Below are 24,667 nucleotides of genomic sequence, written 5' to 3'. Positions count from 1 at the left end.
GCTACGCACTTTTCCTGGAATTGTTCTAGTTGACGGCGCGGCGATAGAGCGCCAGCGAACCGGCAAGAGCCAGCAGCGCGCCGCCACAGGCGCGCTCAAGCCATTTCGCCCCCTCCGACTTCAGGACACGGACGGCCTGCGAACCGAACACCGCATAGCCGAACATGATCATGAAATCGAGCGCAGCGAAGATCGCGCCGAGCACGATGTATTGCTGAATCTGCGGCGCTGAAGGGTCGATGAACTGCGGCAGGAAGGCTGAGAAGAAGAGATAGCCCTTCGGATTGGTCACGGCGACCATGAAACTCTTGAGGCCGATGGAGAAAGCGGTTCCCTTCGATTGGCTTGCGATCGCCTGTAAGGCACCGTCGATGCTCCCCTTGGAGCGCAACATCATGATGCCGAGAAAGGCGAGATAGGCCGCACCCACCCATTTCAGGGCCGAGAACCAGAATTCGGAAGCCGCCAGCAAGGCACCAAGCCCGATGGCGACGGCGCTGATCAGCACCGCATCGGAAAGAACGGCACCGATCATGCCCGGCAAGGCGCGCCTGATGCCGAAGCGCGAGCCATTGGTCAACGCCAGAAGCACAGTCGGCCCCGGCGTCGCGATACCGATGAAGGAAACGGTGGCGAAGGCAAGCAGCGTGGTCAGATGCATGAGGTCCCTCCTCTGGAAGATAGGAAGGTTGCATGTGGTGGGGTACTTAGCAAGGGGTTGCTTGATGGAGGCTTTGAGTATGCCGTACTTCTGATACCCCCCTCTGTCCCTGTCGGGACATCTCCCCCACAAGGGGGGAGATCGGTTACCCGCAGCACCGACGTGCCTCAAACAAATGTCGGATGTGCAGCAACTACAGCCTAGTGGTTTGAAAAGAACAGGCGGCAAGCTCCAAACGATCTCCCCCCTTGTGGGGGAGATGTCACGAAGTGACAGAGGGGGGTACGCACCCTCCTCACACTCAGTCACCGATGTTTACATAATTACCCCACCAACCCCGCATCTTTCGCCGCCAGCGCGCCAATCGCCGACCAGTCCAGTTCCTCTCCGCCATGCGCCAGCAGGTTGAGGAACCGATCACGCAGCAGGCTCGCCAATGGCAGCGGCACGTTCAGCGCCTCGCCGGCCGCCAAAGCCAACCGAATATCCTTCTGGCCGAGCGGGGCCGTAAAGCCCGCCGGCTGGAACTTGCGGTCCGCAATCAGCCCGCCATAGGTCTTGTAGACAGGCGCGTTGAACAGCGTCGAGGTCAAGAGATCGAGATAGGCATGCCGGTCGACACCGCCCTTCTCGACCAGCGCCATGGCCTCGCCCAGCGACTCGATGACCGAAGCGATGAGGAAATTGCCGCTGAGCTTGACGAGATTGGCCGCCTTCGGCTCCTCGCCGAGGACGAAGGTGCGCTGACCGATGGCGTCGAAGAGCGGCGTGACCGTTTGGATCGCATCAGGCGCACCCGCAGCGGCAACGAAGAGCTTTGCCGCTGCCGCCGCTTCCGGACGGCCGAAGACGGGCGCTGCCACGAAGTGCTGACCTGCCGCGGCATGTTCCCTCGTCAGCCTTTCCGACATGGCGACGCTGATCGTGCTGGCGGAAATATGAACTGCACCCTTGCCAAGGCTTGCCAGAACGCCTCCATCGCCGTGGACGACCGCCGACAGCGCATCGTCATGCGCGAGCATTGTGAAGACAGCCTCGCCGCCACAGGCTTCCGCAACGGTTGCGGCAACCTTGGCACCTTCCCCAGCCAGAGCCTCGGCCTTGTCGCGAGAGCGATTGTAGACGGTCACCTCATGCCCAGCCTTGATGAGATTGACGGCCATGGCGCTGCCCATCTGGCCCAATCCGATAAATCCGACTTTCATTGGCATATCTCCTTCTCAATCCGCCTGCTTGGGGATTGCAGGCGCTTCGGCTTCAAGAAAAAACCCGCCGTCTTTCGACAGCGGGTTTCGGATGTTTCAGGTGCTGCCGCAATCGGATGTCGGCAATCACACGCCAGACTGGCCATCCGAACCGATATAGGCAATGCGCAGCATGTTGGTGGCGCCCGGCGTGCCGAGCGGCACACCGGCCGAAATGATGATGCGGTCGCCCGGCTTGCCGAAACCTTCTTCGGCAACGATGCGGCAGGCATTGTTGACCATGTCGTCGAGGTCGGTCGCATCGTGAGTGACGACACAATGCATGCCCCAGACGACGGACAGGCGGCGTGCCGTCTGGATGATCGGCGACAGCGCCAGGATCGGAACCTGCGGACGCTCGCGCGAGGCGCGCAGACCGGTGGTGCCGGACGACGTGTAGCAGACGATGGCGGCAAGCTTCAGCGTCTCGGCGATCTGGCGGGCGGCGAGCGAGATCGCGTCGGCGCCAGTTGCTTCAGGTAGAGCGCGCTGAGCATAGATGATGCCCGGATAATGCGGCTCGCGCTCGATGGTGCCTGCAATCGACGCCATCATGGAAACGGCTTCGACCGGATAGTCGCCGGAGGCGGATTCCGCCGAGAGCATGACGGCATCGGCGCCTTCGAAGACGGCGGTTGCGACGTCGGAGACTTCGGCGCGGGTCGGGACCGGCGCGGAGATCATCGATTCCAGCATCTGCGTGGCGACGACCACGGGCTTGCCGGAGCGGCGGCATGCGCGGATCAGCTGCTTCTGGATACCCGGAACGGCTTCCAGCGGCATTTCCACGCCGAGGTCGCCGCGGGCCACCATCAGCGCGTCGGAAAGCTCGATGATTTCCTCGATGCGCTCGACAGCCTGCGGCTTTTCGATCTTCGACATCAGGCCGACACGGCCATGTGAGATCTTGCGAACCTCCGTCAGGTCTTCCGGGCGCTGGATGAAGGAGAGCGCGACCCAGTCGACTTCATTGGTCGCGAGAACGGCGTCGAGGTCGGCGCGGTCCTTGTCGGTCAGCGCGCCGACGCCGAGCAGGGTATCGGGCAGGCTGACGCCCTTGCGGTCGGAAATCTTGGTGCCCGAAATGACAGTCGTGACGATGCTCTTGCCGTCGCACTTTTCGGCACGCAGCGCCAGCTTGCCATCATCGATCAGCAGGCGGTGGCCGGGCTGAACCGATTCCAGGATTTCCGGATGCGGCAGGTAGACACGCGTGTTGTCGCCGGGGATATCCTGATTGTCGAGCGTGAAAGTCTGACCTGGCTTGAGATCGACCTTGGTGTCAGCAAACTTGCCAACGCGCAGCTTGGGACCCTGCAAGTCAGCGAGAATGCCGATCGGCCGACCACAGCGAGCTTCGACGGCGCGAATGCGCTGGATCAGCGTGCGCATCACATCATGGCTGGCGTGGCTCATGTTGATGCGGAACAGGTCCGCCCCGGCCTCGTGAAGCTTCTGGATCATTTCCTCCGAAGAGGAGGCCGGACCGAGCGTTGCGAGGATTTTGACTTTTCGGTTTCGTCTCATCAATTCTGGCTTTCTTGGCTGCCCGAGGGCTCGGAAAGCTGAACCATCCAGCTCGCCTGGCGCCCGGTGTCGTATTCCTTGAATCCCATCTTCTGGTAGCCACGCGCGTAGCAATCCTTGACGCCTGGGATTTTGAATTCATTTTCCGCCACGCACATTTCGACGTCACCCGTCCAGCGGCCGCCGCGGGCCGCATCTTCTGCGTAGAGATAATAATAGCGGGATTGAAGCGGCCCCTCGATCAAAGTCGCGCAGGTATTGGCCGGAATTTGCCACCAACCCTCCGTCACCCAGCCGTCCTTGGCGCGATAGCCGATGGCAACGCCGACAAGGTTCTGCGTACCGTTGCACGTTCGGAAATCGGCATGGGCCGCATTCGGCATGAAGAAGAACGGCGCTGCCGCGGCGAGAATGAGGAAGGCGATTCGGGCGAGCGGGCCTGACCGCTTAACGAAACGTGGCGCGACTTGGCTGGACACGGCTCCAATTGGCTCCCGGTTATTCGTTGTTGCGTCTTCTTGCGCTGCCATCCCATGAATGTCAACGCAACTCTAATCGATTATATTTTCTTCACGGGACGGTGGCGGCACCATGCGCCGCCCCTCATCCGATCGAAGCTGCAAACCTTGCACCTTCCATCCGCACATGCAATCAAACAAAGAGTTGAAAATTTCAATAATCGACAATCCGCATGACCGATTTCAGACCGTTTGAATTTATACCCGGCAATCGTGACAAAGGCATGGTCATTCTCGGCGACCACGCCATGCGGCGCCTGCCCGAGCGCTACGGCAGCCTCGGCCTGCCGGAGACCGCCTTCTCCCGCCACATCGCCTACGACATCGGCATCGAAGGCCTCTGCCGTCATCTCTGCGCGCGGCTGGACGTGCCGGGCGTGCTTGGCGGCTTTTCCCGTCTGCTGATCGATCCAAACCGCGGCGAGGACGACCCCACGCTCATCATGAAGATCTCGGATGGCGCGATCATTCCGGGCAATCATCCGATCACGGATGAAGAATGGAATAACCGTATAGAAGCCTTCCACCGGCCCTATCATGAAGCGGTCGACGAAACGATTTCCGCCGTGGCAGAAGCAACGGGCAAGGCACCTCTGGTTTTCTCGCTGCACTCCTTCACGCCGGCGTGGAAGGGTGTGCCGCGCCCCTGGCATGCCAGCGTGCTCTGGGATAGCGACGACCGCGCCGTCGTGCCGCTCCTTGCAAAGCTCGGCGCCGATACCGATCTCGTTATCGGAGATAATGAGCCGTATGACGGCGCGCTGCGCAACGACACCATGTTCCGCCATTGCATGACAAAGGGCATTGCGCATGCGCTGCTGGAAGTCCGGCAGGATCTGATCGGCGACGAGACCGGTATTGTCGAATGGGCCGATCGCCTAGCGCCGATCTTCTCAGAGATCAATGCCGATCCGGCGCTCCATGAATATAAGCGCTATCCTTCGCGCACTGGGCCTTATGAGGTATGAGCCGGCAAGCGAATTGAGGAGAAAAAGATGACCGAAGTCACCAAGCAACAGCAGACCGAGCTCGAGGCCGCTGCCTTCCGCCGCCTCGTTGCGCATTTGCGCGAACGCAGCGACGTTCAGAACATCGACCTGATGAACCTCGCCGGCTTCTGCCGCAACTGCCTCTCCAACTGGTATCGCGAAGCGGCCGAAGAGGCGGGCCTGCCCGTCAGCAAGGACGAGTCGCGCGAAGTGATCTATGGCATGCCCTACGAGGATTGGAAGAACCTGCACCAGAAAGAAGCCTCGCCTGTGCAAAAAGCCGCTTTCGAGCAGAACAAGCCGAAAGATTAACGCTCCCTTCACCAATTCGGCTTGACCTTGCGCGCCATTCGCGGCACGTCAACTGCCCGATCGAATTCGAAATCCCGCGCAAGCCCTGAAGCGATGTGCCCCTATCGGTGACTGACCGATCTCATCTGCGACGGGCTGCAAGCGACCCTTTGAGACCCTTTAGGAGAAGTGCATGGAAGAGAACAGCGTCGAGAACGTGGCCGCGGCGGAACTGCGTCAATTCATCGAGCGCATCGAGCGCCTCGAAGAAGAAAAGGCCGCGATTGGAAGCGATATTAAGGACGTCATGGGCGAGGCCAAGGGCCGCGGCTATGACACCAAGGCGATCCGCACCATCATCCGCCTTCGCAAGAAGGACGCGAACGAACGCCTGGAAGAAGAATCCATCCTGCAGACCTACATGGCCGCACTCGGCATGGAATAATCAAGGCTTTATGAGCCTTGCGAGATGATCTGGAGCCGGCTTGCCGGCTCCATTCTTTTATCTGGACGAAGAACCTGTCATTCTGGAAAAAGGCGAGCAATCAGATCGGCGGCACCACCCTGCCAAAGCTCACCCTTGCCGGTTCCTGACCATAGAGACAGGAAATCCGGCGCCCCCTTCGCCATCGACGCCGCGCGTATGTCCCGCGTGAACTTGTTTTGCGCCGGAAAGGGAAGGATAGCCTCCGGCCTCCCATCCATCTCGTTCATGAAGCGGTTCTCGATGCCGCGCGCAAAGCGGCCCGAAAAGGCGCGTGTCGTTCGCGTCTTTCGCTCCGGCGTTTCCAGCAGCTTCCTGCGATAGGGTGCCGATGTTCCGGCTTCCGCGCAGGCAAGGAAGGCCGTGCCCATCTGCATGGCCTGCGCTCCCGCCAGCAGCGCCGCCCGGATATCGCTTGGGGTCATGATGCCGCCGGCTGCGATCAGCGGCAAACGAATGGTGCCGACGCATTGCGCCAGGAGATCGCGCATGCCGATTTCCGGATCCGCTGCCCGCGCATCGAAAATGCCGCGATGACCGCCCGCTTCAAACCCTTGCAGCACGATCGCATCCACGCCGCTCTCTTCCAGCGCCCTCGCCTCATCGAGTGTCGTCGCTGTGCCGATCAGCGGAATACCAGCTTTCTTCGCTTCCCGTACATAGCCGGCCGGCAACAGGCCGAAGACGAAGCTGAAGCATGCGGGTTTAATACGCAAGACAGCTTCGAACTGCGCATCGAAATCCTCTTCGTAGGGAGGCGAAAGCTGCGGCGACGGCAGTTCCAACTCCTGGCGATATCGTGCGGTCGCCGCCGCCGCGCGCTCAAACCGATCAGTGGCAACTTCCGGGATTGAGTGCGGGATGAAGAGATTGATCGAAAACGGCTTGTCGGTTCGTTGACGTACCTGGGCGGCAAAGGCTTCGATGGCCACGGCATTTAAATAGGCGCCGCCCATGGCGCCGAGCGCGCCTGCGGCAGAAGCCGCCGCCATCAGCTCCACCGACGAAGGACCGCCCGCCATCGGCGCGACGATCAACGGATGCTTCAAGCCAAGTTGTTGAAAAAGATTGCTGTCCATAGGTGCAGACATGTCCGGCGTCCTTTCAGAAATGTCTGTTCAGGTCTCCATGCAACATAGGTGCCGCAAGACGGCTTCCCAAGCGTGAGCTTGACGAAATTTAGGTCTATTCAGCCCCGCCTGAGCGCTTCGGTGCGGGCCTCGATGGCCGCAACCACCGACACCATGTCGAGCCGGCCGTTGCCGAGTTCGACGCTCTCGCCGTAAAGAATACGGCAGACATCAAGGACCGGCGATGCCATGCCGACGGCACGAGCCGCCTCGGCAATCAGTTTCGTGCTGTTGAACGCATCGGCTGTCGCCGCCTGCACTGAAAAATCCCGCGCAACAAGCTTCGGAATTTTCACGCGCGTCAGATCGCTGGCCATCGGGCCGGAATCGATCGCAGCCTGAAAAGTTTCGAGATCGAGGCCGTTCCGCTCGGCGAAATGCGAGGCTTCTGCGAGACCCGCCAGCGTCGTGCAGAGATAGAGATTGACAGCCAACTTCATCAGCAGCGCATTGCCGACCGGACCGCACAGGATCGTTTCGCGGCACATCGGCGTAAGCAGCGGCCGCACCTCGGCAACCGTATCCGCATCGCCGCCGAGCAGCGCGACCAGCTGCGCTGTCTCGGCAGGCTTCCGCGAGCCCGAAACCGGGGCTTCGACATAGCGCCCACCGGCTGCGAAAATATCGGCGGCCAATCTGCGTGAATAGCCGGGCGAATTGCTTCCCATCGAAACCACGATATGCCCGGATACCAGCTTTTCGAAGTCCGGTGTCCCGCGCCGCAGCACCTCGTCCAACACGGTTTCGTTGACCAGCATGAGGATGACGATGCGCGTGCGTTCGAACACCTCCTCGACGCTAACAGCGACCGTCGCACCCGCCTCCCGCAACGGATCGGTCGCCGCCGGCGATCTATTCCACACGACAAGCCTGGTGCCTGCCTTTGCGAGATTGAGGGCCATCGGCTGGCCCATGACGCCGAGACCGACAAAGCCGATCTCCTCGCCCGGCTCGTCGCCGGGACGTTCGCTGACGTTGGTCATCATGACAACTCCGATGGTTCGGGTGACTATGCGAACTTTAGAGCAATTCCAGGAAAAATGCGCAGCGGTTTTCCGTCCGGGATTGCGTGAAACAAAGAGATTGAGCGGTTCAGATATTTCACGAAAAGCTGAACCGCTCTTGAGTCAGAAGCCGGCGGGAGAGCTCATATGCCTTTTCCCGCCGGATATGGGTTCATGGTTCGCTTAGAACAGGCGGTCCAGCCACTCGTTCTTGTCCGGCGCGCGGCCGAACTGGATGTCGGTCAGCGCAGCCTTTAGACGCTGCGTCGTAGCGCCGGCATTGCCGTCGCCGATGGTGAAGCTGTGCTTGCGGCCCTTCACCTTGCCGATCGGAGTCACGACAGCCGCCGTGCCGCAGGCGAAGGATTCGCGCAGGCGCCCGCTCTCGGCATCCGCCTGCCACTGCTCGATCGAATAGGGCTCTTCGCGCACCGTCAGGCCCATGTCGCGCCCAAGCTTGATCAGCGAATCGCGGGTGATACCGGGCAGGATCGTGCCGGTGAGCGGCGGCGTCTGCAGCGATCCGTCATCGAAGACGAAGAAGACGTTCATGCCGCCAAGCTCCTCGATCCAGCGCTTTTCGACGGCATCGAGGAAGACGACCTGATCGCAGCCTTCGCGCTGGCCCTCAGCCAATGCGGCAAGGCTTGCGGCGTAGTTGCCGCCGCACTTGGCAGCACCCGTGCCGCCAGGCGCGGCGCGGGTGAAATTCTCGGACACCCAGAGCGTAACGGCCGATCCGCCGCCCTTGAAAAAGGAGGCGACGGGGGAGGCAATGACGCAATAGATATATTCTGCCGACGGTTTTGTGCCGAGAGCGACTTCGGTGCCGATCAGGAACGGCCGGAGATAGAGCGATGCCCCTTCCGCGGTCGGGATCCATTCGCGCTCGATCTTGACCAGCTCGCGTACGGACTCGACAAAAAGCTCTTCCGGCAAGCGCGGCATCGCCAGCCGTTCGGCCGAATTCTGGAAACGGAGCGCATTGGCGCTCGGGCGGAAAAGGGCGGCCCCGCCATCCGGCAGGTGATAGGCTTTCATGCCTTCGAAGATTTCCTGGGCATAATGAAGCACCACGGTTGCCGGATCGAGAGCAAGCGCCTTGCGCGGCTCGATCTTGGCGCTGTGCCAGCCACGGTCCTGCGAGTAGTGGATCGTTACCATGTGATCGGTAAAGATGCGGCCGAAGCCCGGGTTCTGCAACAGCGCCTCCCGCTCGCTCGCCGTCGCGGGATTGGGGTTTTTCTGGATGTCGAAGGTTAATGTTTCGCCGGTGCTCATGGCTCCTCCAATGCTTCTTTTGCCGCGGCTTTCGCCGCCCATCTCCCGAAGGATGGTGTAAATCAAATCAGGTGGTATTTGATTGCGTTTACGCCTGTTCTCACGCAAGTTTAAGAGCGATTTGCATAAAATTACGAGGCGAATCGCTATTTCTCGCCTGGAAGCTGGCTCTCGGTCTCATGGGGCTCCCATCACAGCGTTTTCGCGATGGCTTCGGCGGCAGCCACGCCGGTTTCATAGGCGCCGTGCGCGGTAGAATAACGCGTCTTCGAACAGGCTTCTCCGGCGAAGAACAAACGCTCGTTATGAGGAGCGGCAAGGACGCTGCGCAGGTCGGAAGCACCGGGCGTCGCATAGGAATAAGAACCACCGAAGAAAGGCTCTCCCGCCCAGGCTGACGCAGCCAGCGGCGACAGCGTCTTGCCGACATCGGCACCGAAGACGCGCTTCAGCTGCTCCACCGAAAAACCAAACATCGCATCGACGCCCTGCCGCTCCAGATCGAGCGCGAGATCGGCGGCAAAATAGGCCTCGATGACCGGCACACCGAATGGCTTCAGCTGATAGGCGCCCGTCCGGCGGCTATACTGCGATCCCATCACATGCGTATCCTCCGGAAATATCCGAGGTTCGGCAACGCGGAGGAAAAGCTTGTTTGCCAGGCCGAGCGGCAGCCGGGACGCCGCCTCGATCTTTTCCGGCAAAGGCGGCCAGAAGGCGATGCGTTCGGCCGCAAGCGCATTGGTTGAAACCGTGACAATGACGGCCTTCGCCCGCAGCTCACCCTTGCCTGTCGAAAGCACGATATGGCCGGCGCCGCTGTGGTCGATGCGGCAGACCTCGGCGCCGACAACGGTCGGCACCGGCAAGCCGTAGGTGGCGACCAGGGTACCGTAGCCCTGCCGCACGCGCCAGTCAGGACCGGGGCCGGGATCGTAGCGGCCAAGATCGATCACCGAGGACTTGTCGAGCTCTCCTCCGGTCATGAAGGCGCCGACGGCGTAAATCCTTTCATTCCACGGATCATCAGGAGACAACATGGCCGAGAGATCGGCGTCCGCGTCACCCTCATACTCATAGACCCGCCCGAAGAAGTCGTTGACGGCGGCAGCCGCAGCCTTCGCATCGGGATCATTCTGTTCCAACCGATGGCCGCCATCGCTCCAGGGCGCAGGCGTGCGATCGACGGTCAGGCCTACTTCCTCGGCAATATCAGTCCAGGCATTGGTGCGCGCGCCATGCAGCCAGCCGCAGCCGAGATCGAGCGCGGCGGCGTCGGTGCCGAACGGATGGATTGAGCGGGCGCGGCCGCCGACGCGATCGGAGGCTTCGAGCAAGACGATCGAGAGATCCGGCCGAAGCAATTGCAGCTGCCGGGCTGCAGCTACACCGGCTGCGCCGGCGCCGATCACGGCAACGTCGACCTCGCCGCCTCTCCAGGATTCGATGGGCATTCCGATTCCTTTTCGCGCAAGCGCCGGAGAATAATCCAGCCGCGCGACTTGATGATATGAGGCTCGCCAATCCGCCGGCGCGAGCCCTGTCGATCATCTGTAGCCGACCTCGGCGCGGCCTGTAAACGGTCACAATGATGGGCATACCAAATTGCCGCATTGAGCCGAAATGACGAATGTCGTACGTGCTTCATCGAGGCAGATAATGAGGAAGATCGTGCGGAAACCGACCTTCACAACAACACTTTCGACCGCGACGCGTAATATTGGAGGCGCTTGTGCCAACACAGCTCAATAAGACGGCAGCCGGACGTCGGGCTTCTTTCAAGTCGCGTCAGGAAACATCGATGTTCACGAAGGAGTGGTCCATCCCCGCGATCCTCACCGTCTTCCTGCTCGGCGTCTGCGGTCTGATTGCCTATTTCACCTGGACCCTCCTGCCGCCGGCGGCGACAGCACAGAACCATGTCGACGGAGCTGCCATACTCAGCGACAGCAATGCTCATCCGACGGCCAATTTCGCGCCCCAAAAACAGAAGTAGCAGACGCCGCGGTCGATAAGGCAGAAATGAAGACCAAGATGCGTGGGCGCCGTACTTTCCAGCGCCGGCCATAAGACCGACGGCAGCTACAGCTTTACGGTAGCACCCTGACTACAGGGACTCGTTATCCGAGGGCACATTTCTTGATGAAATGCAGCCAGCTGTCATTACGCCGGATAGTGGCGCGCGGCAAGCCGAAGGGATCGTCGCCTGATCGCGCCCGACCGCGGCGTGTCGTCGTTGCGGCGCTGTAACCGGCTTCGTAGGCAAGCACGCGGTCGAGCGGCGTTTCGTCGCCATAGGGAAAGCAGAAGGACGAGATTCCCTCATCCAGCAAATCTTCGAGCAGCTCGCGCGAATGTGTGATCTGACGGCGTGCCTCTTCCATGGGCAATTGCGGCAGGCGAACGTGATCGAGCGTATGCGATCCCACCTCGTGCCCGAGCCTGTGCCAATGCTTCAGCTGTTCGACCGACATGCAAGGCGCCTGCGCCACCCCAAGAGGGGCATCCCAGACATTGCTGCCGCCGATCTGGTTCGCCACGACGAAATTCGTGGCGGTAAAGCCGAACTCCTGCAGCACGGGCAAGGCGTTCTCATAGACATTGGCATAGCTGTCATCGAAGGTGATGGCAGCGATTTTGCCGGTCTTCTCGCCGCGGATGTAAGGCATTGCCTCCCGCAGCGACACACCCTGAATTCCAAGCCTTTTCAGCCATTCCATCTGACGGCGGAAGGCTTCTGGATGGACGACCATGCTTCTGAACGGCGCCTTGCGCGACGGCGGCACCGCAATCTGATGATATGCGAGGATCGGAACAGCCACGATGGAGCGTCTCAGATGATGCGGCGCGAGCGAAGCGCGATCTTGGCACGATAGAGTGGCCGCAACACCTCTCTGGAGAGCGTTTCCATTACTGTCTTGCGGCTTTTGATCGTGCTGCCGCCGAGCTGGGGAGAGATTTCACGCACGCCGCCGGGCACAACCGAAAGCGGCGATACGCGGGTAAACCAGCTCATCTGCACGGTGGTATCGACGGGTCGATCGAAGACGGAAGTCGCCTCCAGCAGGCGGATGGCAGCATCGCGGCTGACAAGCTGCGCCACCATGCCAAGCCCGATCCGCGTCGGCTGAATGACATCGGCCTCTCCCTGGGAGAGAACACATCTGCCATGCTCCTTGCCCATGCGAAACGGGAAGCGAATAAACGAACCTGGCTTCAGGCAGGCCTTGGCGGCGGCAAAAGCGGCATGGAACGCATCGTCGATCTCGACATCGTCCTCGAAAACAAGGCCGGCATCGATGCCCTGCTCGACGATGGCAGCCCAGGCCTTACGGTGGGACAGAAAACAGGCGATCTCGCCCGCGCTCATGACAAACGGATAATATGGCTTCTGCAGCCGAGGCCGATAGACGCTGTCGATCTCGACGGTACTCAGAGTGCGGCCATCGACTGCCTCGATGATCTCGCTTTGCACCGGAAGCTTTACAGCAAGCCTTTCGACCTGCGGCATGCGATCGCGGGCGCGAGCGAGATGGATGATGAAGCCACGAATGACGGGTTGGCCGGGCGCGTCCAGAACGGTACCGACCAAATTGGACGCAGGAGCGAACTCGAATCCCGTGTGAGATCTTTCGAGCGGCATCGCCGAAGACGGGTTGAATTCGTGGGCTTGCATGAATGGATACCTCGAGGTCATATTTCGCGAGGCTCTAGCAACCCTGAATGAAAGCGAGCTTAGGCAAACCTGAGGCCAAACTGAAAACGGTTGTTTTCAACTGGTCTGAACAACTGAAAGAAGGCTAAACGAGCATGCTGATGCGGCCGCTCGCCATTTTGCCTTCAACCCAGCGGCGCTCGTCCAGCCAGGCATGGCGTTTCCACCCTTCCCAGCTGAAACCGCACAGCTTCACCTCCCACTCGTCGGCAGGCAATCGCGACAGCACATATCGGATGCCGAAGAAGCCGGTGCTCGGAAAGAGCTGGTGCATGCGGCATTGGCTCACGCCGAGTTCCTCGCAGCCCTCGATGTAGAACTGCGGCGGCATGATGCGGATTTCCTTGCCGGCGGCGCCGACCAACTCGATCGTCCGCATCGTCCAATCGCTTCTCCTGCCTTTGAGGCGCGAGAGAAGATTGGGCTTGGGGTGATATTTGCGGATGATATCGGGATGATAGGCCAGCACGACCTCTTTGGCGGCCGTAAAAGTCGGGCTTGTCAGAAAGGCCGGGTCCGTCAATCGGCGCTGCATCGGCTTGCTGGAAGCTGCAAGCATGAGAATATCAGTGCGTGAGCCGCTCATCCCGATCGAGGCTTTCGGCTCGTTGAAGCGCATTGCGAATTCCGCATTGTCCACGACCTCGGAAAGGTCGCACTGCAGCTTGCCATTGCCGATGATGATTGCCGTCTTGCGGGTCAAATATGAGTATCCATCAGGTCTGAAATCGCCGACCTAACGGAGCCAAATGAAGCCAAACTGAAGACGAATGAGGGGAAGGATGCATAAATGCTGACACGAACCTGAAAGCCTTCGCGATGTCACCCGCACGCAACAGCAATGCCCGAGGACCACGCGTCAGCTCAGATTTGTGTGGGGCTTGAGAGTGCAAGAAGCCGATTGCGAACGCAAAGAGGTGACATCTTGCCGAATCAAAAGGGAGCCCAAACGGGCTCCCGAAGCGATGACGGTTTGTCTGGTCTATTCGACCGAATTGAACTTCTTCACCTGAAGGAAATTCACTGCGCTTCCGCTGAAGCGTTCGGGATCGATCGACGCGGTCTGCACCTTGAAGCCATCCGTGTAAACGGCAGTCGGCTGGGCACGAAGCGTCGGACTCACGAAGCGCGGAGCCTTGACCGGGCGGTTCACGATCTCGACCCGAGCCTTTGCGATCGCCCATTGCGAGATCATTTTATCCGTCAGCGTCGGCGCAGTTGTCACAGTTGCACGGCCCGAATCGGCCACGACGGCATCCTGCCTGTTCGGCCGGCCGCCCTTGGTCGCAATGCCAGCGGCAATCGGGCGTTCCTGCGGCGTTGTCGGCTCGAACCCGTCGTTGAAGCGACGGCTGCTGGCCTTCACCTCACTGCGAACCGGCGCGAGTGCGGCCACCTGCATTGGCATTTGCTGGGTCGGTCTCTGCTGCGGCAGGACGGAGGCAATTGCCCGCGCTGCATCGTTACCGGCAGCCAGACCATTGTCTGCCGCGGGCAGCTGATCCTTAGACGCGACGTTGTTCGACGGTTGGGTCATCGCAACCGCATTGTTGCCATCCGATCGATCTGGACGGCTCTGCTCCAGAGCCGCAATGACCGAAGGCGAAAGTGCGCCTGCATCGGCTTGGTCGTCGGCAGCCTCCTGATCCGCATCGGCTGATGCCAGCAGGCTTTCGGCCAATTCCGGACGCTGCGCCGGCACCGGAACGGCAGCCAACTGGCCTTTCATGTCAGCCTCGGCCGATGCCACTTCGGCATCGCCGGGTGAGCGGCGGTCAAGCAAGGACGGCACCGGCACGTGATAGGAGCGAAGATCGGCATATTGCGGCTGATCTCCCGTATCCGGCATGGCGGCGGCAAGCGCGTCCTGAGCAGCGTTGCGAGACGGCGAAACGAGAGCGGAAGCAACATCGCTGCCGGCAGGCTGATTGCCGAATGCCGGGCGAACCTGCGGAACGGGTGCGTTTACGCTGGCGACCTGAACCTGGGCCGGAGCTGGAGCGGAGCCATCGTCACCATCATCGCTGGCGGCTGGAGCGGGCTGGCCTTTGCGAGCAGCCGAAGCGACAGCCACCGGTGCTGCCGCCGTGCCGGTATCCGCGTTATCCTCTTCCTCATCCGCACCACCGCCTCCGAACAGACGGGCAAAGAAGCCGCGGCGCGACGAAGAGGAGCTGGCGATCTGGATATCGTCGGACGACATGCGGCGCTTGTAATCGGCGACTGCCTGCTGGTAGCCCGGCAGCGGCCGGCCGTCGGCCGGAATATGCATCGTCTTGCCATCCGGGAAGAGGCGGACGAGATCCTGGCGATCCATGCGCGGCCATGCACGCACGCCGCCGACGTCCATGTGGACGAAAGGCGAACCCGAAGTCGGATAATAGCCGACGCCACCGACCTGCAACTTCATGCCGATTTCGCGCAGCTTGGAAAGCTTGACGTCTGGAAGATAGAAATCCATCGCGTTGCCGAGCATGTGCTGGCTCTTCTTGGCAACGCCGGTGTGGGCCGAGCGCGTGCGCAGCATCTCGTTGGTGCCAGGCGAACGGAACCCGCAGATCACATAGATGAATTCGTGCGAACCGCTTTCGCGGTAGGCCTCCCAGATCAGATCGAACAGGCGCGGGTTCATCTTGGTGGGCTGATTCTTGCGCCAGTCGCGCAGGATGCGGTTCAGCTTCTCCAAGCCGTCCGGATCGAACCTGCCATTACGCTTGTAGGTAATGACGGCCTTTTCGCCGGTGTGGACATAATAGATCTTCAAGCTGCGGGTTTCACCACCAGCCTGCGAGGGAGTACCGACGAAAACAGGAGTAGAAACGGCCAAAGCAAGGAGGCCAACGGCTGCTACCTTGGCCACCTTGCTAAATAGGTTAGAGCACGCAGAATGCCAGCTCAAGCTATTAGGCTTGGTATTTGCACTCAAATTCGGCAATTCGATCCCCGTCCGACAGACAATGTCGCATCGTGTTCCAAATGGCTGTCAATTGCGGTGACACGATGGCAAAAATGCCACACATGGTCGCCCCCTTCATACATGGTGAACGATGCACTAACAAGTGCTTTACGACGGGTAACAAAATATGCTTGCCTAAACGTTAAGCTTTTTCTCATGCCGCGCTTTTTTGCGGATCATCCGGGTCGATGCCATAGTCTTTCAACTTACGGTAGAGAGTTGAGCGCCCGATGCCGAGCTTTCTCGCCACCTGACTCATCTGCCCGCGATAGAATTTAAGGGCGAATCGGATCAATTCTTCCTCTACATCCGCCAGTTTTCTTACGTCGCCCAAGGTGTTCGTGCTGACGATGACGTTGTCGGAAGCATCGGCAGAAGCAAGCGGAGGAGTTGCAGGCGATGCCTGCGAAACCCCGTAAGGGATCCGTTCGCTTCTTTCAGCCGCCAGAAGTTCAGCCGACGAGGCATGCGAATTATCCACAACCAAAGTCGGATGCTCGACGGCGAAATAACCCGGCAGCTGCGCGGCGATCTGCGGAAAATCCGTATCGAGCAATTCCGGTCCTTCGGACAGAACGACCGCGCGAAAGATCGCGTTTTCGAGCTGGCGGATATTGCCCGGCCAGTCATAGGCCGTCAGCAAGGCTAGAGCATCATTGCTGATACCAAGCGGGCGATCGAGCTTCTGCTCCAGTGCAAACCGGTCGGCAAAAGCGCGCGCCAGATGCGGGATGTCCTCCTTGCGGCGGCGCAGGGCCGGCATCGTAATCGGGAAGACATTGAGGCGATAGTAAAGATCCTCGCGGAATCGTCCTGCCTTGACCTCTTCGATCAGATCCTTGTTGGTGGCCGAGATCAGCCGGACATTGACCTTCTGCGCGACACGCGCGCCGACGGTCTCGATTTCGCCCTGCTGCACGGCGCGCAAAAGCTTGACCTGGACTTCCAGCGGCAGATCGCCGATTTCGTCGAGGAACAGCGTGCCGCCATCGGCTTCCATGAATTTGCCGACATGGCGTTCGGTCGCACCCGTGAATGCGCCCTTCTCGTGTCCGAAAAGGATGCTTTCGACGAGATTGTGCGGGATCGCACCACAATTGACGATCACGAACGGCTTGCCGGCACGATCGCTGGCGGCCTGGATGGCGCGAGCCACCAGTTCCTTGCCGACGCCCGATTCGCCTTCCAGCACCACCGGAATGCTCGATTGCGCCGCCCGATGGGCGAGATCGATCACGCGCATCATCGCCGGACTTGCCGAGACGATGTCGTCGAAGGAGATGCTGCTCGAGCGCGATTTGCGCCCGGCGCGGGCCTTCGCCTCGCGCTGGTCGAGCTTCAGGGCGTTGGCGATCGACGCAGCGATACGCTCCGGCGACACAGGCTTGACGACGAAATCGAAGGCGCCGGCGCGCATGGCCTGCACCACGGTATCGATTCCGCCCTGCCCGGTCTGCACGATGACGGGCAGGTCGATGCCCATATCGTTCAGAGCGCCCAGGAACTCGATGCCGTTCATTTCCGGCATCATGAGATCGAGCACGATCACATTAATCTGATCGTGGCCACGCTTCAGAAACTCCAGGCCGAGACGGCCATTTTCTGCCAAATGGGCAACGTGTCCGTGCCGCTCGATGGCATTCTTCAGCAGACGGCGTTGAATCGGATCATCCTCAACAACGAGAATCTGCGCGCCTCCCTTGGCGCTATTGTAAACGGTCATTGGTGCCTCACTTCATGCGAAACCTGACGCGGACATTCGCAGAAAGGCTTGAACATGAAGTTTTGCCAAACCATCGCATTTTAATCATTATGACGAATATAAAATCGCTTATGAATCAACGGCCGGCGCTGGAAAATCAGGCCTTGCGGTGGCCTTTCCAGCCCACTAGACACGAATGGATCGGACGATCCGAAAGATAAAAGCAGAGGAAATTTCGCCCATGAGCCCGACCTCGCTCCGCCACTCTCTTAACTTCTCCGCAAGCTCGGCCGCCGGCCAGGCGCTTGGCGAGCTGCCCGCCTGGAAGCTCAGCGATCTCTATCCGTCCGCGACCTCGCCGGAATTTCTTGGAGACATCGAAAGGGCCGGCAAGATGGCCATTGCCTTTGAGGAAAAGTGGAAAGGCAAGCTGACCGAAGCCGCCGCCAAAACGGGCGACGCCGGCATCGGCGCCGCCATCAAGGAGTATGAGGCGCTTGACGATATCATGGGCCGCCTCGGCTCCTATGCCGGGCTCACCTATTTCTCCAACACCATCGATCCGGCCAACGGCAAGCTCTATGGCGACGTCCAGGCAAAGCTGACGGACTACGCCGCGCACCTGCTGTTCTTTCCGCTGGAATTGAACCGCATCGACGACGCAGTCATGAATGCCTGCATGGCGAACGACGCCACCGCCGGTCACTACCGCCCGTGGATCGTCGATCTGCGCAAGGACAAGCCGCATCAGCTCGACGACAAGCTCGAACAATTGTTTCTCGAAAAGTCGATGACGAGCGCTGCCGCCCTCAACCGACTGTTCGACGAGACGATGGCAGAACTGCGCTTCGAGATCGACGGCGAGAAGCAGTCGTTGGAAGTGGCCTTGAACATGCTGCAGGAGCAGGACCCCGAAGTGCGTCGCAAGGCGGCCATGGCGCTTGCCGAAACCTTCAAGGCTAACCTGCGCACCTTCACGCTGATCACCAATACGCTCGCCAAGGATAAGGAAATTTCCGACCGCTGGCGCGGTTTCGAGGATATTGCCGATAGCAGGCATCTCGCTAACCGCGTCGAGCGCGAGGTCGTCGATGCCTTGGCAGCCGCCGTGCGCGACGCCTATCCGCGCCTGTCGCATCGTTATTACAAGATGAAAGCCAAATGGCTCGGCATGGAGCAGATGAACTTCTGGGACCGCAATGCGCCGCTGCCGGAAACGCCGAATGCGCTTATCCCCTGGACCGATGCGAAGGACACGGTTCTTTCCGCCTACGGCAATTTCGCGCCCGAAATGGCTGCGATCGCCAAGCGCTTCTTCGATGAGGAATGGATCGACGCGCCGGTGCGTCCGGGCAAGGCGCCTGGTGCGTTCGCGCATCCGACTGTGCCGTCGGCCCATCCCTATGTCCTCGTCAACTATATGGGCAAGCCGCGCGATGTCATGACGCTGGCGCATGAGCTCGGCCACGGCGTGCATCAGGTGCTGGCCGGCGGCCAGGGGGCGCTGATGTGCCAGACGCCGCTGACATTGGCGGAAACCGCATCCGTCTTCGGCGAGATGCTGACCTTCCGCGCGCTCCTCGACAAGACTACCGACAAGCGCGAACGCAAGGCCATGCTCGCCCAGAAGGTCGAGGACATGATCAACACAGTCGTGCGCCAGATCGCCTTCTACGAATTCGAGCGCAAGGTGCACACCGCCCGCAAGAATGGCGAACTGACATCGGACAATATCGGCGAACTGTGGCTCTCCGTGCAGGAAGAGAGCCTAGGCCCGGCGATCAAGATCTCCGAGGGCTATGAGACCTATTGGGCCTATATCCCTCATTTCATCCATTCGCCCTTCTACGTCTATGCCTATGCCTTCGGTGACTGCCTGGTGAATTCGCTCTATGCCGTCTACCGCAACGCCGAAAAGGGATTCCAGGACAAGTATTTCGAGCTGCTGAAGGCCGGCGGCACCAAGCATCATTCCGAACTTTTGAAGCCTTTCGGCCTCGACGCGACCGATCCGTCGTTCTGGAGCAAGGGCCTGTCGATGATCGAAGGGCTGATCGATGAGTTGGAAGCGTTAGATAAGAACTGAGCTGAAGAGAAGCAGGACAGGCACGTCTGCCATTGCTGCAGCTCTGTGCATAGCCCTCACCCTAGCCCTCTCCCCGCTTGCGGGGAGAGGGAACTGGTTCAGCACTCACCGCATCGTTCTTCGCAAACGACGGTGTAGCGACTGCGGTAACTCCCTCTCCCCGCATTGGCGGGGAGAGGGTTGGGGTGAGGGGCCGGGCACGGAAGTTGCGGCAATCACGGACGTGTCTGACAATCGAAATAACAAAGACCCGATAGACACCCGCACATGGCCGACGCCATACCCTACGTCCTCTTCAGGGACGACAGCACAGGACAGGTGTTGATCTTTGCCGAACCGGCAGAGATCATCGTCGCCCATACGCGCGCGCAATTTTTCGATGCGCTGGACCGGATGGAAGAGGCCAAGCGACAGGGAAAATGGCTGGCGGGCTACATCGCCTATGAGGCCGGCCATCTCTTCGAGGAAAAACTCGCATCCTTCGCCGAGGAGAATAGGGAAACGCCCCTGCTCTGCTTCGGCGTTTTCGACGGCCCAGCTGCGGCCGGCCACCCGCTCTGCCAACCGGCCCAGCGCGTGGAAAACCAGGAATTCCTGACAGAGCCGAAAGCGGCCTGGAATTTCGAGACCTATCAGGAGCGCTTCGACAGGCTGCATCAGCATTTGCGCCTTGGCGACTGCTATCAGGCAAACCTTACCATGCCGATCCATGCGCGATGGAACGGTGATCCCCGCGCCGCCTTCTGGTCGCTGATCGAACGGCAACCGGTGAAATACGGCGCACTCGTCGATCTCGGCGGTCCGATCATCCTCTCGCGCTCGCCGGAGCTTTTCTTCCGCACGGACGAAAATGGCTGGATCGAGACGCATCCGATGAAGGGCACAGCCAGGCGCGGCGCGAATGCTGCCGAGGACGAGCGCATTATCGCGGCCATGCTTGCCGACGAAAAGACGCAGGCGGAAAACCGTATGATCGTCGATCTCCTGCGCAACGATATCTCGCGCATCACCCAGGTCGGCACGCTTGACGTGCCGAAGCTCTTCGAGATCGAGACCTATCCGACGCTCCATCAGATGGTCAGCCATGTCCAGGCGAAGCTGCGTCCGGGCATATCGATCCGCGATATCCTTACCGCACTTTTTCCCTGCGGCTCGATCACCGGTGCGCCGAAAATGCGGGCGATGGAAATCCTGCATGAACTGGAAGACGGCCCGCGCGACGCCTATTGCGGCGCGATCGGCATGATCTCGCCTGGTGGAGCCATGCGCTTTTCGGTGGCGATCCGCACGATCACGCTTTTCGAAGACGGCAGCGCGGTGTTCAATGTCGGCGGGGGCATCGTCTTCGATTCGACGGCGGAAGCGGAATATGAAGAATGCCTCCTCAAGGCGCGCTTCGCCGTGGGGGATAGATGGATCGACCGGTAGAGAATTTTTCCCTCATCGAGACGCTGCGCTTCGAGCCGGAAACTGGTTTCGTGCGCCTGCGCCTGCATCTTGCGCGGCTGCAGCGTTCCGCCCGCCGTTTAGGCTTTGCAGCCCCGAAGAACGTGCTTGGAAAACTGGAACAGGCGGTCGCCGGCGCTGCCGCACCGTTGCGAGTGCGGCTGACGCTGGACCGCGAAGGGCAGACCGAAGTGACAACGGCACCATTTGTCCCGCTGCTGCTCGACACCGTCTGGCGCGTGCGCATCGCCACAACCCGGCTCGATTCCGCCGACAAGCTGCTGCGCGTCAAGACCACTCGCCGCGCTGTTTATGAAGCAGCGCGCGCGGAGTATCGGCCAGACGAGGCAGACGAAGTGCTGCTCCTCAATGAGAGGGATGAGGTTTGCGAGGGGACGATCACCTCGGTCTTCCTCGAAGACAGCGCGGACTTGCTCCGCACCCCGCCGATATCAGCCGGTCTGCTTGCCGGCGTCCTGCGCACCGAACTCATCTGCCAGCGCAAGGCTCGTGTCGGCCGCATCCGGCTCGACGACCTGAAAGATCGCCCCCTTTATGTCGGAAACTCCCTGCGCGGCCTGATCCGCGCACAACTCCTGTGGAATTGATTGCATGTTCATTCTCTCGCTCACCTACCTGAAGGGCAATGACGAAGCCGACAAGCACATGCAGCCGCATATGGCCTGGGTGCAGGAGGGCTATGCCAAGGGCTGGTTCCTCGCTTCCGGCCGCAAAGTGCCGCGCACAGGCGGCGTCATCTTCGCCCGTGGCGAGCGGACGGAACTTGAAGCCTATGTCGCGGCCGACCCCTTCACGATCCACGGTGTCGCCATTTACGAAGTCCAGGAAATCGCCTTCACCACCGTCATCGACGGGTTGGAAGGCCTGAAGGCCTAAGCGGCGGGAGGCGCTTGCCTGCCGCCCCATTCCGTTTATGTCAGCGAAAACCAACCTTGAGGGCAACAAACTCGTCGCATATGGCGTGTATGTTGCCCTCCACTTGACTTTGCCCGGCTAACCCTCAACAGCTCTTTATTGTGACATCAAATTATGATTAGAGCCGCTCACCTCGCGTTTTCGCGCAAACTCTGCCAGCGCTTTCGCGCAAACTCTGATTGAATTTCGTGAACCGAACGGCGTCCCGCCCTTCGAAGGAGAAAAGAATGACGAAACACAACTATCCGGTATATGCCGAAATTACCGGTCCGATCGTAATGATCGGCTTTGGCTCCATTGGCCGTGGCACCCTGCCCCTGATCGAGCGCCATTTCAAATTCGACAAGAGCCGGATGGTCGTCATTGACCCGCAGATGGATGCCGAGCACCTGGCGATCCTGGAAAAGCATGGCGTCCGCCATATCCAGGAATATGTCACCAAGGACAATTACAAGGACCTCCTGAAGCCGCTTCTCACAGAAGGCGGCGGTCAGGGCTTCTGCGTCAACCTCTCGGTCGATACCGGCTCGCTCGATCTGGTCAAGTTGTGCCGCAAGCTCGATGTGCTCTATATCGATACCGTCGTCGAGCCCTGGCTTGGCTTCTACTTCGACAGGGGCCTGAAGAACGCCGACCGCACCAACTATGCGCTGCGCGAAACCATGCGCAAGGAGAAGGAAAAGAACCCGGGCGGCGCGACGGCCGTTTCCACCTGCGGCGCCAATCCGGGCATGGTCTCCTGGTTCGTCAAGCAGGCGCTCGTCAATCTCGCCAAGGATATCGGCCTGAAGTTCGAAGAGCCGGATCAGCACGATCGCGAAGGCTGGGCAAAGCTGATGAAGAAGGTCGGCGTCAAGGGCGTTCACATCGCCGAGCGCGACACGCAGCGCACCAAGCATCCGAAGCCGCTCAACGTCTTCTGGAACACCTGGTCCGTAGAAGGCTTCATTTCCGAAGGTCTGCAGCCGGCCGAACTCGGCTGGGGCACCCACGAAGAATGGATGCCGAAGAACGCCAAGAAGCACAAGAAGGGCTGCAAGGCCGCCATCTATCTGGAGCAGCCGGGCGCCAATACCCGTGTGCGCACGTGGTGCCCGACCCCCGGCCCGCAATACGGCTTCCTCGTCACCCATAACGAGTCGATCTCGATCGCCGACTATTTCACCGTCCGCGACAAGGACGGCGAAGTCACTTTCCGCCCGACCTGCCATTACGCCTATCATCCGGCCAATGACGCCGTGCTCTCGCTGCACGAGATGTTCGGCAATGGCGGCACGCCGCAGCCGGTCCATCACGTTCTCGACGAGGACGAGCTGGAAGACGGCATCGACGAACTCGGCGTACTGCTTTACGGCCATGCCAAGAATGCCTACTGGTACGGCTCGCGCCTGTCTCTCGAAGAGACGCGCCGCATCGCTCCCTACCAGAACGCCACCGGTCTGCAGGTGACATCAGCCGTGCTCGCCGGCATGGTTTGGGCTTTGGAAAACCCGAAGGCCGGCATCGTGGAAGCAGACGAAATCGATTACAAGCGCTGCCTCGAAGTACAGCTGCCCTATCTCGGCCCGGTCGAAGGTCACTACACCGACTGGACCCCGCTCGACGGCCGTCCGGGCCTCTTCCCGGAAGACATCGACACCAAGGACCCCTGGCAGTTCCGGAACATTCTGGTTCGCTGAGGGTATAGTGGCAGCTTGATGCCAGACCCGAATGCCCGCACAAGTCGTGCGGGCATTTTTGTTACGCAAGCCAGATAAATCAAGCAGATCGCCTGGGGCATCTTGCTTTAGCCCGATGGCCGCGGCATCTTCCTTGCAACCGATACGCCTTTAGACCGCCTTCATTCGCGGGAGATATTTATGAAGATGAGAACCGTTCTTGCCCTCGTTGCCGCCGCCACGGCCCTCTCTGCCTGCGTCGATTTCGGCGGCTCCAGACCGCCGCCGATGGGGATGAACCCGGGTGGCTCCCAACCGCGCATGAATTCGGTGGAAGGAAGCTGGGCCGATTCGAACGGCCTGAATTCGACCTTCAACGGCGGCCGATTCGAAACGCATACCACTGATGGCACGAACCAGCAGATGGCCTCGGGAACCTATACGACCGATCCATCCGGCGTGATCCAGATCAACCTCTATTCGAACATCAAGCGCACATCATCGAAGGTGAATTGCTTCCTGGCCAATCCCAGCCAGCTCAATTGCACCTCCGAAACCGGTGGACACTTCTCGCTCAATCGGCAGGGCTGATAGAGACCCGATGGGCGGATAAGGCATCATGCGCGGCATGCTGATCCTTTATCTGGCACTTGTCGCGGCATTGCCCGTCGCCATTATGGCGACGGTCCTCCCTGTAAACAGCTATCGGGCTCAGGGCATCGACGCCCTTGATTGCGACGGCCCAGCGAGCGTCCTCCTCTTCGCCATACCGGCTTTGCTCGTCTACGGTGCCGGCGCTATCCTGCTTTACCGGAGGCGGAATCGGCGCCTGCATCTTGTCGCCTTCCTCTGTTGTGCGCTCGTCTTCTGCGCTGCCGGCTGGAATGCCGCTGCGGCGCTGCGCGAATCCTATGGTGCAGCCTCCGTCGAAGCCTGCGCCTGATCCGGCGGGCCATTTCGCTTCTTTGTAAAATCCGAATGAAGGCAACAGCTTTTACTTGCGCTCGCTCCGCCGGGATGGAAACATCGGCATGGGGGA

General features: G+C 60.3%; 23 protein-coding genes and 2 pseudogenes. 11 read left to right on the top strand and 14 right to left on the bottom strand.

Annotated features, from left to right (window positions below; genetic code table 11):
- Positions 1-25: 25 nt before the first annotated feature.
- From AC13QE_RS20555 to AC13QE_RS20540, 4 genes are all read right to left on the bottom strand, one after another.
- Entirely contained in the window at positions 26-661 is a 636-nt protein-coding gene (locus AC13QE_RS20555; RefSeq protein ID WP_488485041.1) for a LysE family translocator, read from the bottom strand.
- 323 nt (positions 662-984) lie between these two features.
- Entirely contained in the window at positions 985-1,866 is an 882-nt protein-coding gene (locus AC13QE_RS20550; protein ID WP_488485040.1) for an NAD(P)-dependent oxidoreductase, read from the bottom strand.
- A 126-nt stretch (positions 1,867-1,992) separates the two neighbouring features.
- Complete coding sequence (pyk, locus tag AC13QE_RS20545; RefSeq protein WP_015341054.1) at positions 1,993-3,432, bottom strand: pyruvate kinase; 1,440 nt, start codon at positions 3,430-3,432, stop codon at positions 1,993-1,995.
- Positions 3,432-3,920, bottom strand: coding sequence for a DUF1036 domain-containing protein (locus AC13QE_RS20540; protein WP_041677973.1), 489 nt, complete (start codon positions 3,918-3,920; stop codon positions 3,432-3,434). Before AC13QE_RS20540 ends, pyk begins: the two co-directional genes overlap by 1 nt.
- Before the next feature lie 203 nt (positions 3,921-4,123).
- Here AC13QE_RS20540 and AC13QE_RS20535 point away from each other — a divergent pair, with 203 nt between their 5' ends.
- The 3 genes from AC13QE_RS20535 (at position 4,124) to AC13QE_RS20525 (ending at position 5,675) form a co-directional block, all read left to right on the top strand.
- Positions 4,124-4,918 (top strand): N-formylglutamate amidohydrolase, encoded by a 795-nt coding sequence (locus tag AC13QE_RS20535; protein ID WP_488485039.1) that lies wholly within the window; start codon positions 4,124-4,126, stop codon positions 4,916-4,918.
- A gap of 27 nt (positions 4,919-4,945) precedes the next feature.
- Complete coding sequence (locus tag AC13QE_RS20530; protein WP_488485038.1) at positions 4,946-5,251, top strand: DUF1244 domain-containing protein; 306 nt, start codon at positions 4,946-4,948, stop codon at positions 5,249-5,251.
- A gap of 172 nt (positions 5,252-5,423) precedes the next feature.
- Positions 5,424-5,675, top strand: coding sequence for a DUF2312 domain-containing protein (locus AC13QE_RS20525; RefSeq protein WP_015341059.1), 252 nt, complete (start codon positions 5,424-5,426; stop codon positions 5,673-5,675).
- Positions 5,676-5,752: 77 nt separating this feature from the next.
- On the opposite strand, the gene AC13QE_RS20520 is transcribed toward AC13QE_RS20525, so the two are convergent.
- From AC13QE_RS20520 to AC13QE_RS20505, 4 genes are all read right to left on the bottom strand, one after another.
- Positions 5,753-6,805, bottom strand: a complete 1,053-nt coding sequence (locus AC13QE_RS20520; protein WP_488485037.1) for an NAD(P)H-dependent flavin oxidoreductase — start codon at positions 6,803-6,805, stop codon at positions 5,753-5,755.
- A gap of 98 nt (positions 6,806-6,903) precedes the next feature.
- Positions 6,904-7,830 (bottom strand): NAD(P)-dependent oxidoreductase, encoded by a 927-nt coding sequence (locus AC13QE_RS20515; protein WP_488485036.1) that lies wholly within the window; start codon positions 7,828-7,830, stop codon positions 6,904-6,906.
- Positions 7,831-8,031: 201 nt separating this feature from the next.
- Positions 8,032-9,129 (bottom strand): branched-chain amino acid aminotransferase, encoded by a 1,098-nt coding sequence (locus AC13QE_RS20510; RefSeq protein WP_488485035.1) that lies wholly within the window; start codon positions 9,127-9,129, stop codon positions 8,032-8,034.
- A 191-nt stretch (positions 9,130-9,320) separates the two neighbouring features.
- Positions 9,321-10,583 carry a flavin monoamine oxidase family protein gene (locus AC13QE_RS20505; protein WP_488485034.1) on the bottom strand — a complete coding sequence of 421 codons (1,263 nt, stop codon included), beginning with the start codon at positions 10,581-10,583 and terminating at the stop codon, positions 9,321-9,323.
- Positions 10,584-10,930: 347 nt separating this feature from the next.
- On the opposite strand from AC13QE_RS20505, the gene AC13QE_RS20500 reads away from it, so the two are divergent.
- Positions 10,931-11,125 (top strand): hypothetical protein, encoded by a 195-nt coding sequence (locus tag AC13QE_RS20500; RefSeq protein ID WP_488485033.1) that lies wholly within the window; start codon positions 10,931-10,933, stop codon positions 11,123-11,125.
- A gap of 124 nt (positions 11,126-11,249) precedes the next feature.
- On the opposite strand, the gene AC13QE_RS20495 is transcribed toward AC13QE_RS20500, so the two are convergent.
- The 6 genes and pseudogenes from AC13QE_RS20495 to AC13QE_RS20470 form a co-directional block, all read right to left on the bottom strand.
- Positions 11,250-11,951 carry a polysaccharide deacetylase family protein gene (locus AC13QE_RS20495; RefSeq protein WP_488485032.1) on the bottom strand — a complete coding sequence of 234 codons (702 nt, stop codon included), beginning with the start codon at positions 11,949-11,951 and terminating at the stop codon, positions 11,250-11,252.
- Between the two features lie 11 nt (positions 11,952-11,962).
- Complete coding sequence (locus tag AC13QE_RS20490) at positions 11,963-12,805, bottom strand: glycosyltransferase family 25 protein (RefSeq protein ID WP_488485031.1); 843 nt, start codon at positions 12,803-12,805, stop codon at positions 11,963-11,965.
- 124 nt (positions 12,806-12,929) lie between these two features.
- Entirely contained in the window at positions 12,930-13,547 is a 618-nt protein-coding gene (locus tag AC13QE_RS20485) for a hypothetical protein (protein ID WP_488485030.1), read from the bottom strand.
- A 279-nt stretch (positions 13,548-13,826) separates the two neighbouring features.
- A complete protein-coding gene (locus AC13QE_RS20480) occupies positions 13,827-15,779 on the bottom strand; it encodes a peptidoglycan L,D-endopeptidase MepK (protein WP_488485029.1) in 1,953 nt (650 codons plus the stop codon).
- A gap of 175 nt (positions 15,780-15,954) precedes the next feature.
- Positions 15,955-16,167 (bottom strand): annotated as a pseudogene (locus AC13QE_RS20475) (helix-turn-helix domain-containing protein); the annotation flags it as partial.
- Positions 16,168-16,271: 104 nt separating this feature from the next.
- Positions 16,272-17,523: pseudogene (locus AC13QE_RS20470) on the bottom strand (sigma-54-dependent transcriptional regulator); the annotation flags it as partial.
- A 220-nt stretch (positions 17,524-17,743) separates the two neighbouring features.
- On the opposite strand from AC13QE_RS20470, the gene AC13QE_RS20465 reads away from it, so the two are divergent.
- The 7 genes from AC13QE_RS20465 (at position 17,744) to AC13QE_RS20435 (ending at position 24,571) form a co-directional block, all read left to right on the top strand.
- Entirely contained in the window at positions 17,744-19,588 is a 1,845-nt protein-coding gene (locus AC13QE_RS20465; RefSeq protein WP_488485028.1) for a M3 family oligoendopeptidase, read from the top strand.
- Between the two features lie 267 nt (positions 19,589-19,855).
- Complete coding sequence (locus AC13QE_RS20460; protein WP_488485027.1) at positions 19,856-21,016, top strand: aminodeoxychorismate synthase component I; 1,161 nt, start codon at positions 19,856-19,858, stop codon at positions 21,014-21,016.
- Positions 21,001-21,642: an aminotransferase class IV family protein gene (locus AC13QE_RS20455; protein ID WP_488485026.1), complete on the top strand. Its 642-nt coding sequence runs from the start codon at positions 21,001-21,003 to the stop codon at positions 21,640-21,642. The genes AC13QE_RS20460 and AC13QE_RS20455 overlap by 16 nt, the downstream gene beginning before the upstream one ends.
- Positions 21,643-21,646: 4 nt before the next feature.
- Positions 21,647-21,931, top strand: coding sequence for a YciI family protein (locus tag AC13QE_RS20450; protein ID WP_488485025.1), 285 nt, complete (start codon positions 21,647-21,649; stop codon positions 21,929-21,931).
- A 266-nt stretch (positions 21,932-22,197) separates the two neighbouring features.
- Positions 22,198-23,649 carry a homospermidine synthase gene (locus tag AC13QE_RS20445; RefSeq protein WP_488485024.1) on the top strand — a complete coding sequence of 484 codons (1,452 nt, stop codon included), beginning with the start codon at positions 22,198-22,200 and terminating at the stop codon, positions 23,647-23,649.
- A 180-nt stretch (positions 23,650-23,829) separates the two neighbouring features.
- Entirely contained in the window at positions 23,830-24,219 is a 390-nt protein-coding gene (omp10, locus tag AC13QE_RS20440; protein ID WP_488485023.1) for an outer membrane lipoprotein Omp10, read from the top strand.
- 28 nt (positions 24,220-24,247) lie between these two features.
- Positions 24,248-24,571, top strand: coding sequence for a hypothetical protein (locus AC13QE_RS20435; RefSeq protein WP_132717519.1), 324 nt, complete (start codon positions 24,248-24,250; stop codon positions 24,569-24,571).
- Positions 24,572-24,667 lie beyond the last annotated feature (96 nt).

It is taken from the genome of Martinezella sp. CNPSo 3957 (genome assembly GCF_057784395.1).
The sequence above is the reverse complement of the archived record's forward strand: the minus strand, read 5'-3'. Positions and strand labels throughout refer to the sequence as shown.

Excerpts from the sequence above, each read along its gene's own strand:
- AC13QE_RS20445 (WP_488485024.1), top strand. The coding sequence starts at position 22,198 with ATGACGAAACACAACTATCCGGTATATGCCGAAATTACCGGTCCGATC.
- AC13QE_RS20530 (WP_488485038.1), top strand. The coding sequence starts at position 4,946 with ATGACCGAAGTCACCAAGCAACAGCAGACCGAGCTCGAGGCCGCTGCC.
- AC13QE_RS20500 (WP_488485033.1), top strand. The coding sequence starts at position 10,931 with ATGTTCACGAAGGAGTGGTCCATCCCCGCGATCCTCACCGTCTTCCTG.
- AC13QE_RS20520 (WP_488485037.1), bottom strand. The coding sequence starts at position 6,805 with ATGTCTGCACCTATGGACAGCAATCTTTTTCAACAACTTGGCTTGAAG.
- AC13QE_RS20460 (WP_488485027.1), top strand. The coding sequence starts at position 19,856 with ATGGCCGACGCCATACCCTACGTCCTCTTCAGGGACGACAGCACAGGA.
- AC13QE_RS20490 (WP_488485031.1), bottom strand. The coding sequence starts at position 12,805 with ATGCAAGCCCACGAATTCAACCCGTCTTCGGCGATGCCGCTCGAAAGA.
- AC13QE_RS20455 (WP_488485026.1), top strand. The coding sequence starts at position 21,001 with ATGGATCGACCGGTAGAGAATTTTTCCCTCATCGAGACGCTGCGCTTC.
- AC13QE_RS20555 (WP_488485041.1), bottom strand. The coding sequence starts at position 661 with ATGCATCTGACCACGCTGCTTGCCTTCGCCACCGTTTCCTTCATCGGT.
- AC13QE_RS20510 (WP_488485035.1), bottom strand. The coding sequence starts at position 9,129 with ATGAGCACCGGCGAAACATTAACCTTCGACATCCAGAAAAACCCCAAT.
- AC13QE_RS20515 (WP_488485036.1), bottom strand. The coding sequence starts at position 7,830 with ATGATGACCAACGTCAGCGAACGTCCCGGCGACGAGCCGGGCGAGGAG.
- AC13QE_RS20505 (WP_488485034.1), bottom strand. The coding sequence starts at position 10,583 with ATGCCCATCGAATCCTGGAGAGGCGGCGAGGTCGACGTTGCCGTGATC.
- AC13QE_RS20435 (WP_132717519.1), top strand. The coding sequence starts at position 24,248 with ATGCGCGGCATGCTGATCCTTTATCTGGCACTTGTCGCGGCATTGCCC.
- omp10 (WP_488485023.1), top strand. The coding sequence starts at position 23,830 with ATGAAGATGAGAACCGTTCTTGCCCTCGTTGCCGCCGCCACGGCCCTC.
- pyk (WP_015341054.1), bottom strand. The coding sequence starts at position 3,432 with ATGAGACGAAACCGAAAAGTCAAAATCCTCGCAACGCTCGGTCCGGCC.
- AC13QE_RS20525 (WP_015341059.1), top strand. The coding sequence starts at position 5,424 with ATGGAAGAGAACAGCGTCGAGAACGTGGCCGCGGCGGAACTGCGTCAA.
- AC13QE_RS20535 (WP_488485039.1), top strand. The coding sequence starts at position 4,124 with ATGACCGATTTCAGACCGTTTGAATTTATACCCGGCAATCGTGACAAA.
- AC13QE_RS20450 (WP_488485025.1), top strand. The coding sequence starts at position 21,647 with ATGTTCATTCTCTCGCTCACCTACCTGAAGGGCAATGACGAAGCCGAC.
- AC13QE_RS20550 (WP_488485040.1), bottom strand. The coding sequence starts at position 1,866 with ATGAAAGTCGGATTTATCGGATTGGGCCAGATGGGCAGCGCCATGGCC.
- AC13QE_RS20465 (WP_488485028.1), top strand. The coding sequence starts at position 17,744 with ATGAGCCCGACCTCGCTCCGCCACTCTCTTAACTTCTCCGCAAGCTCG.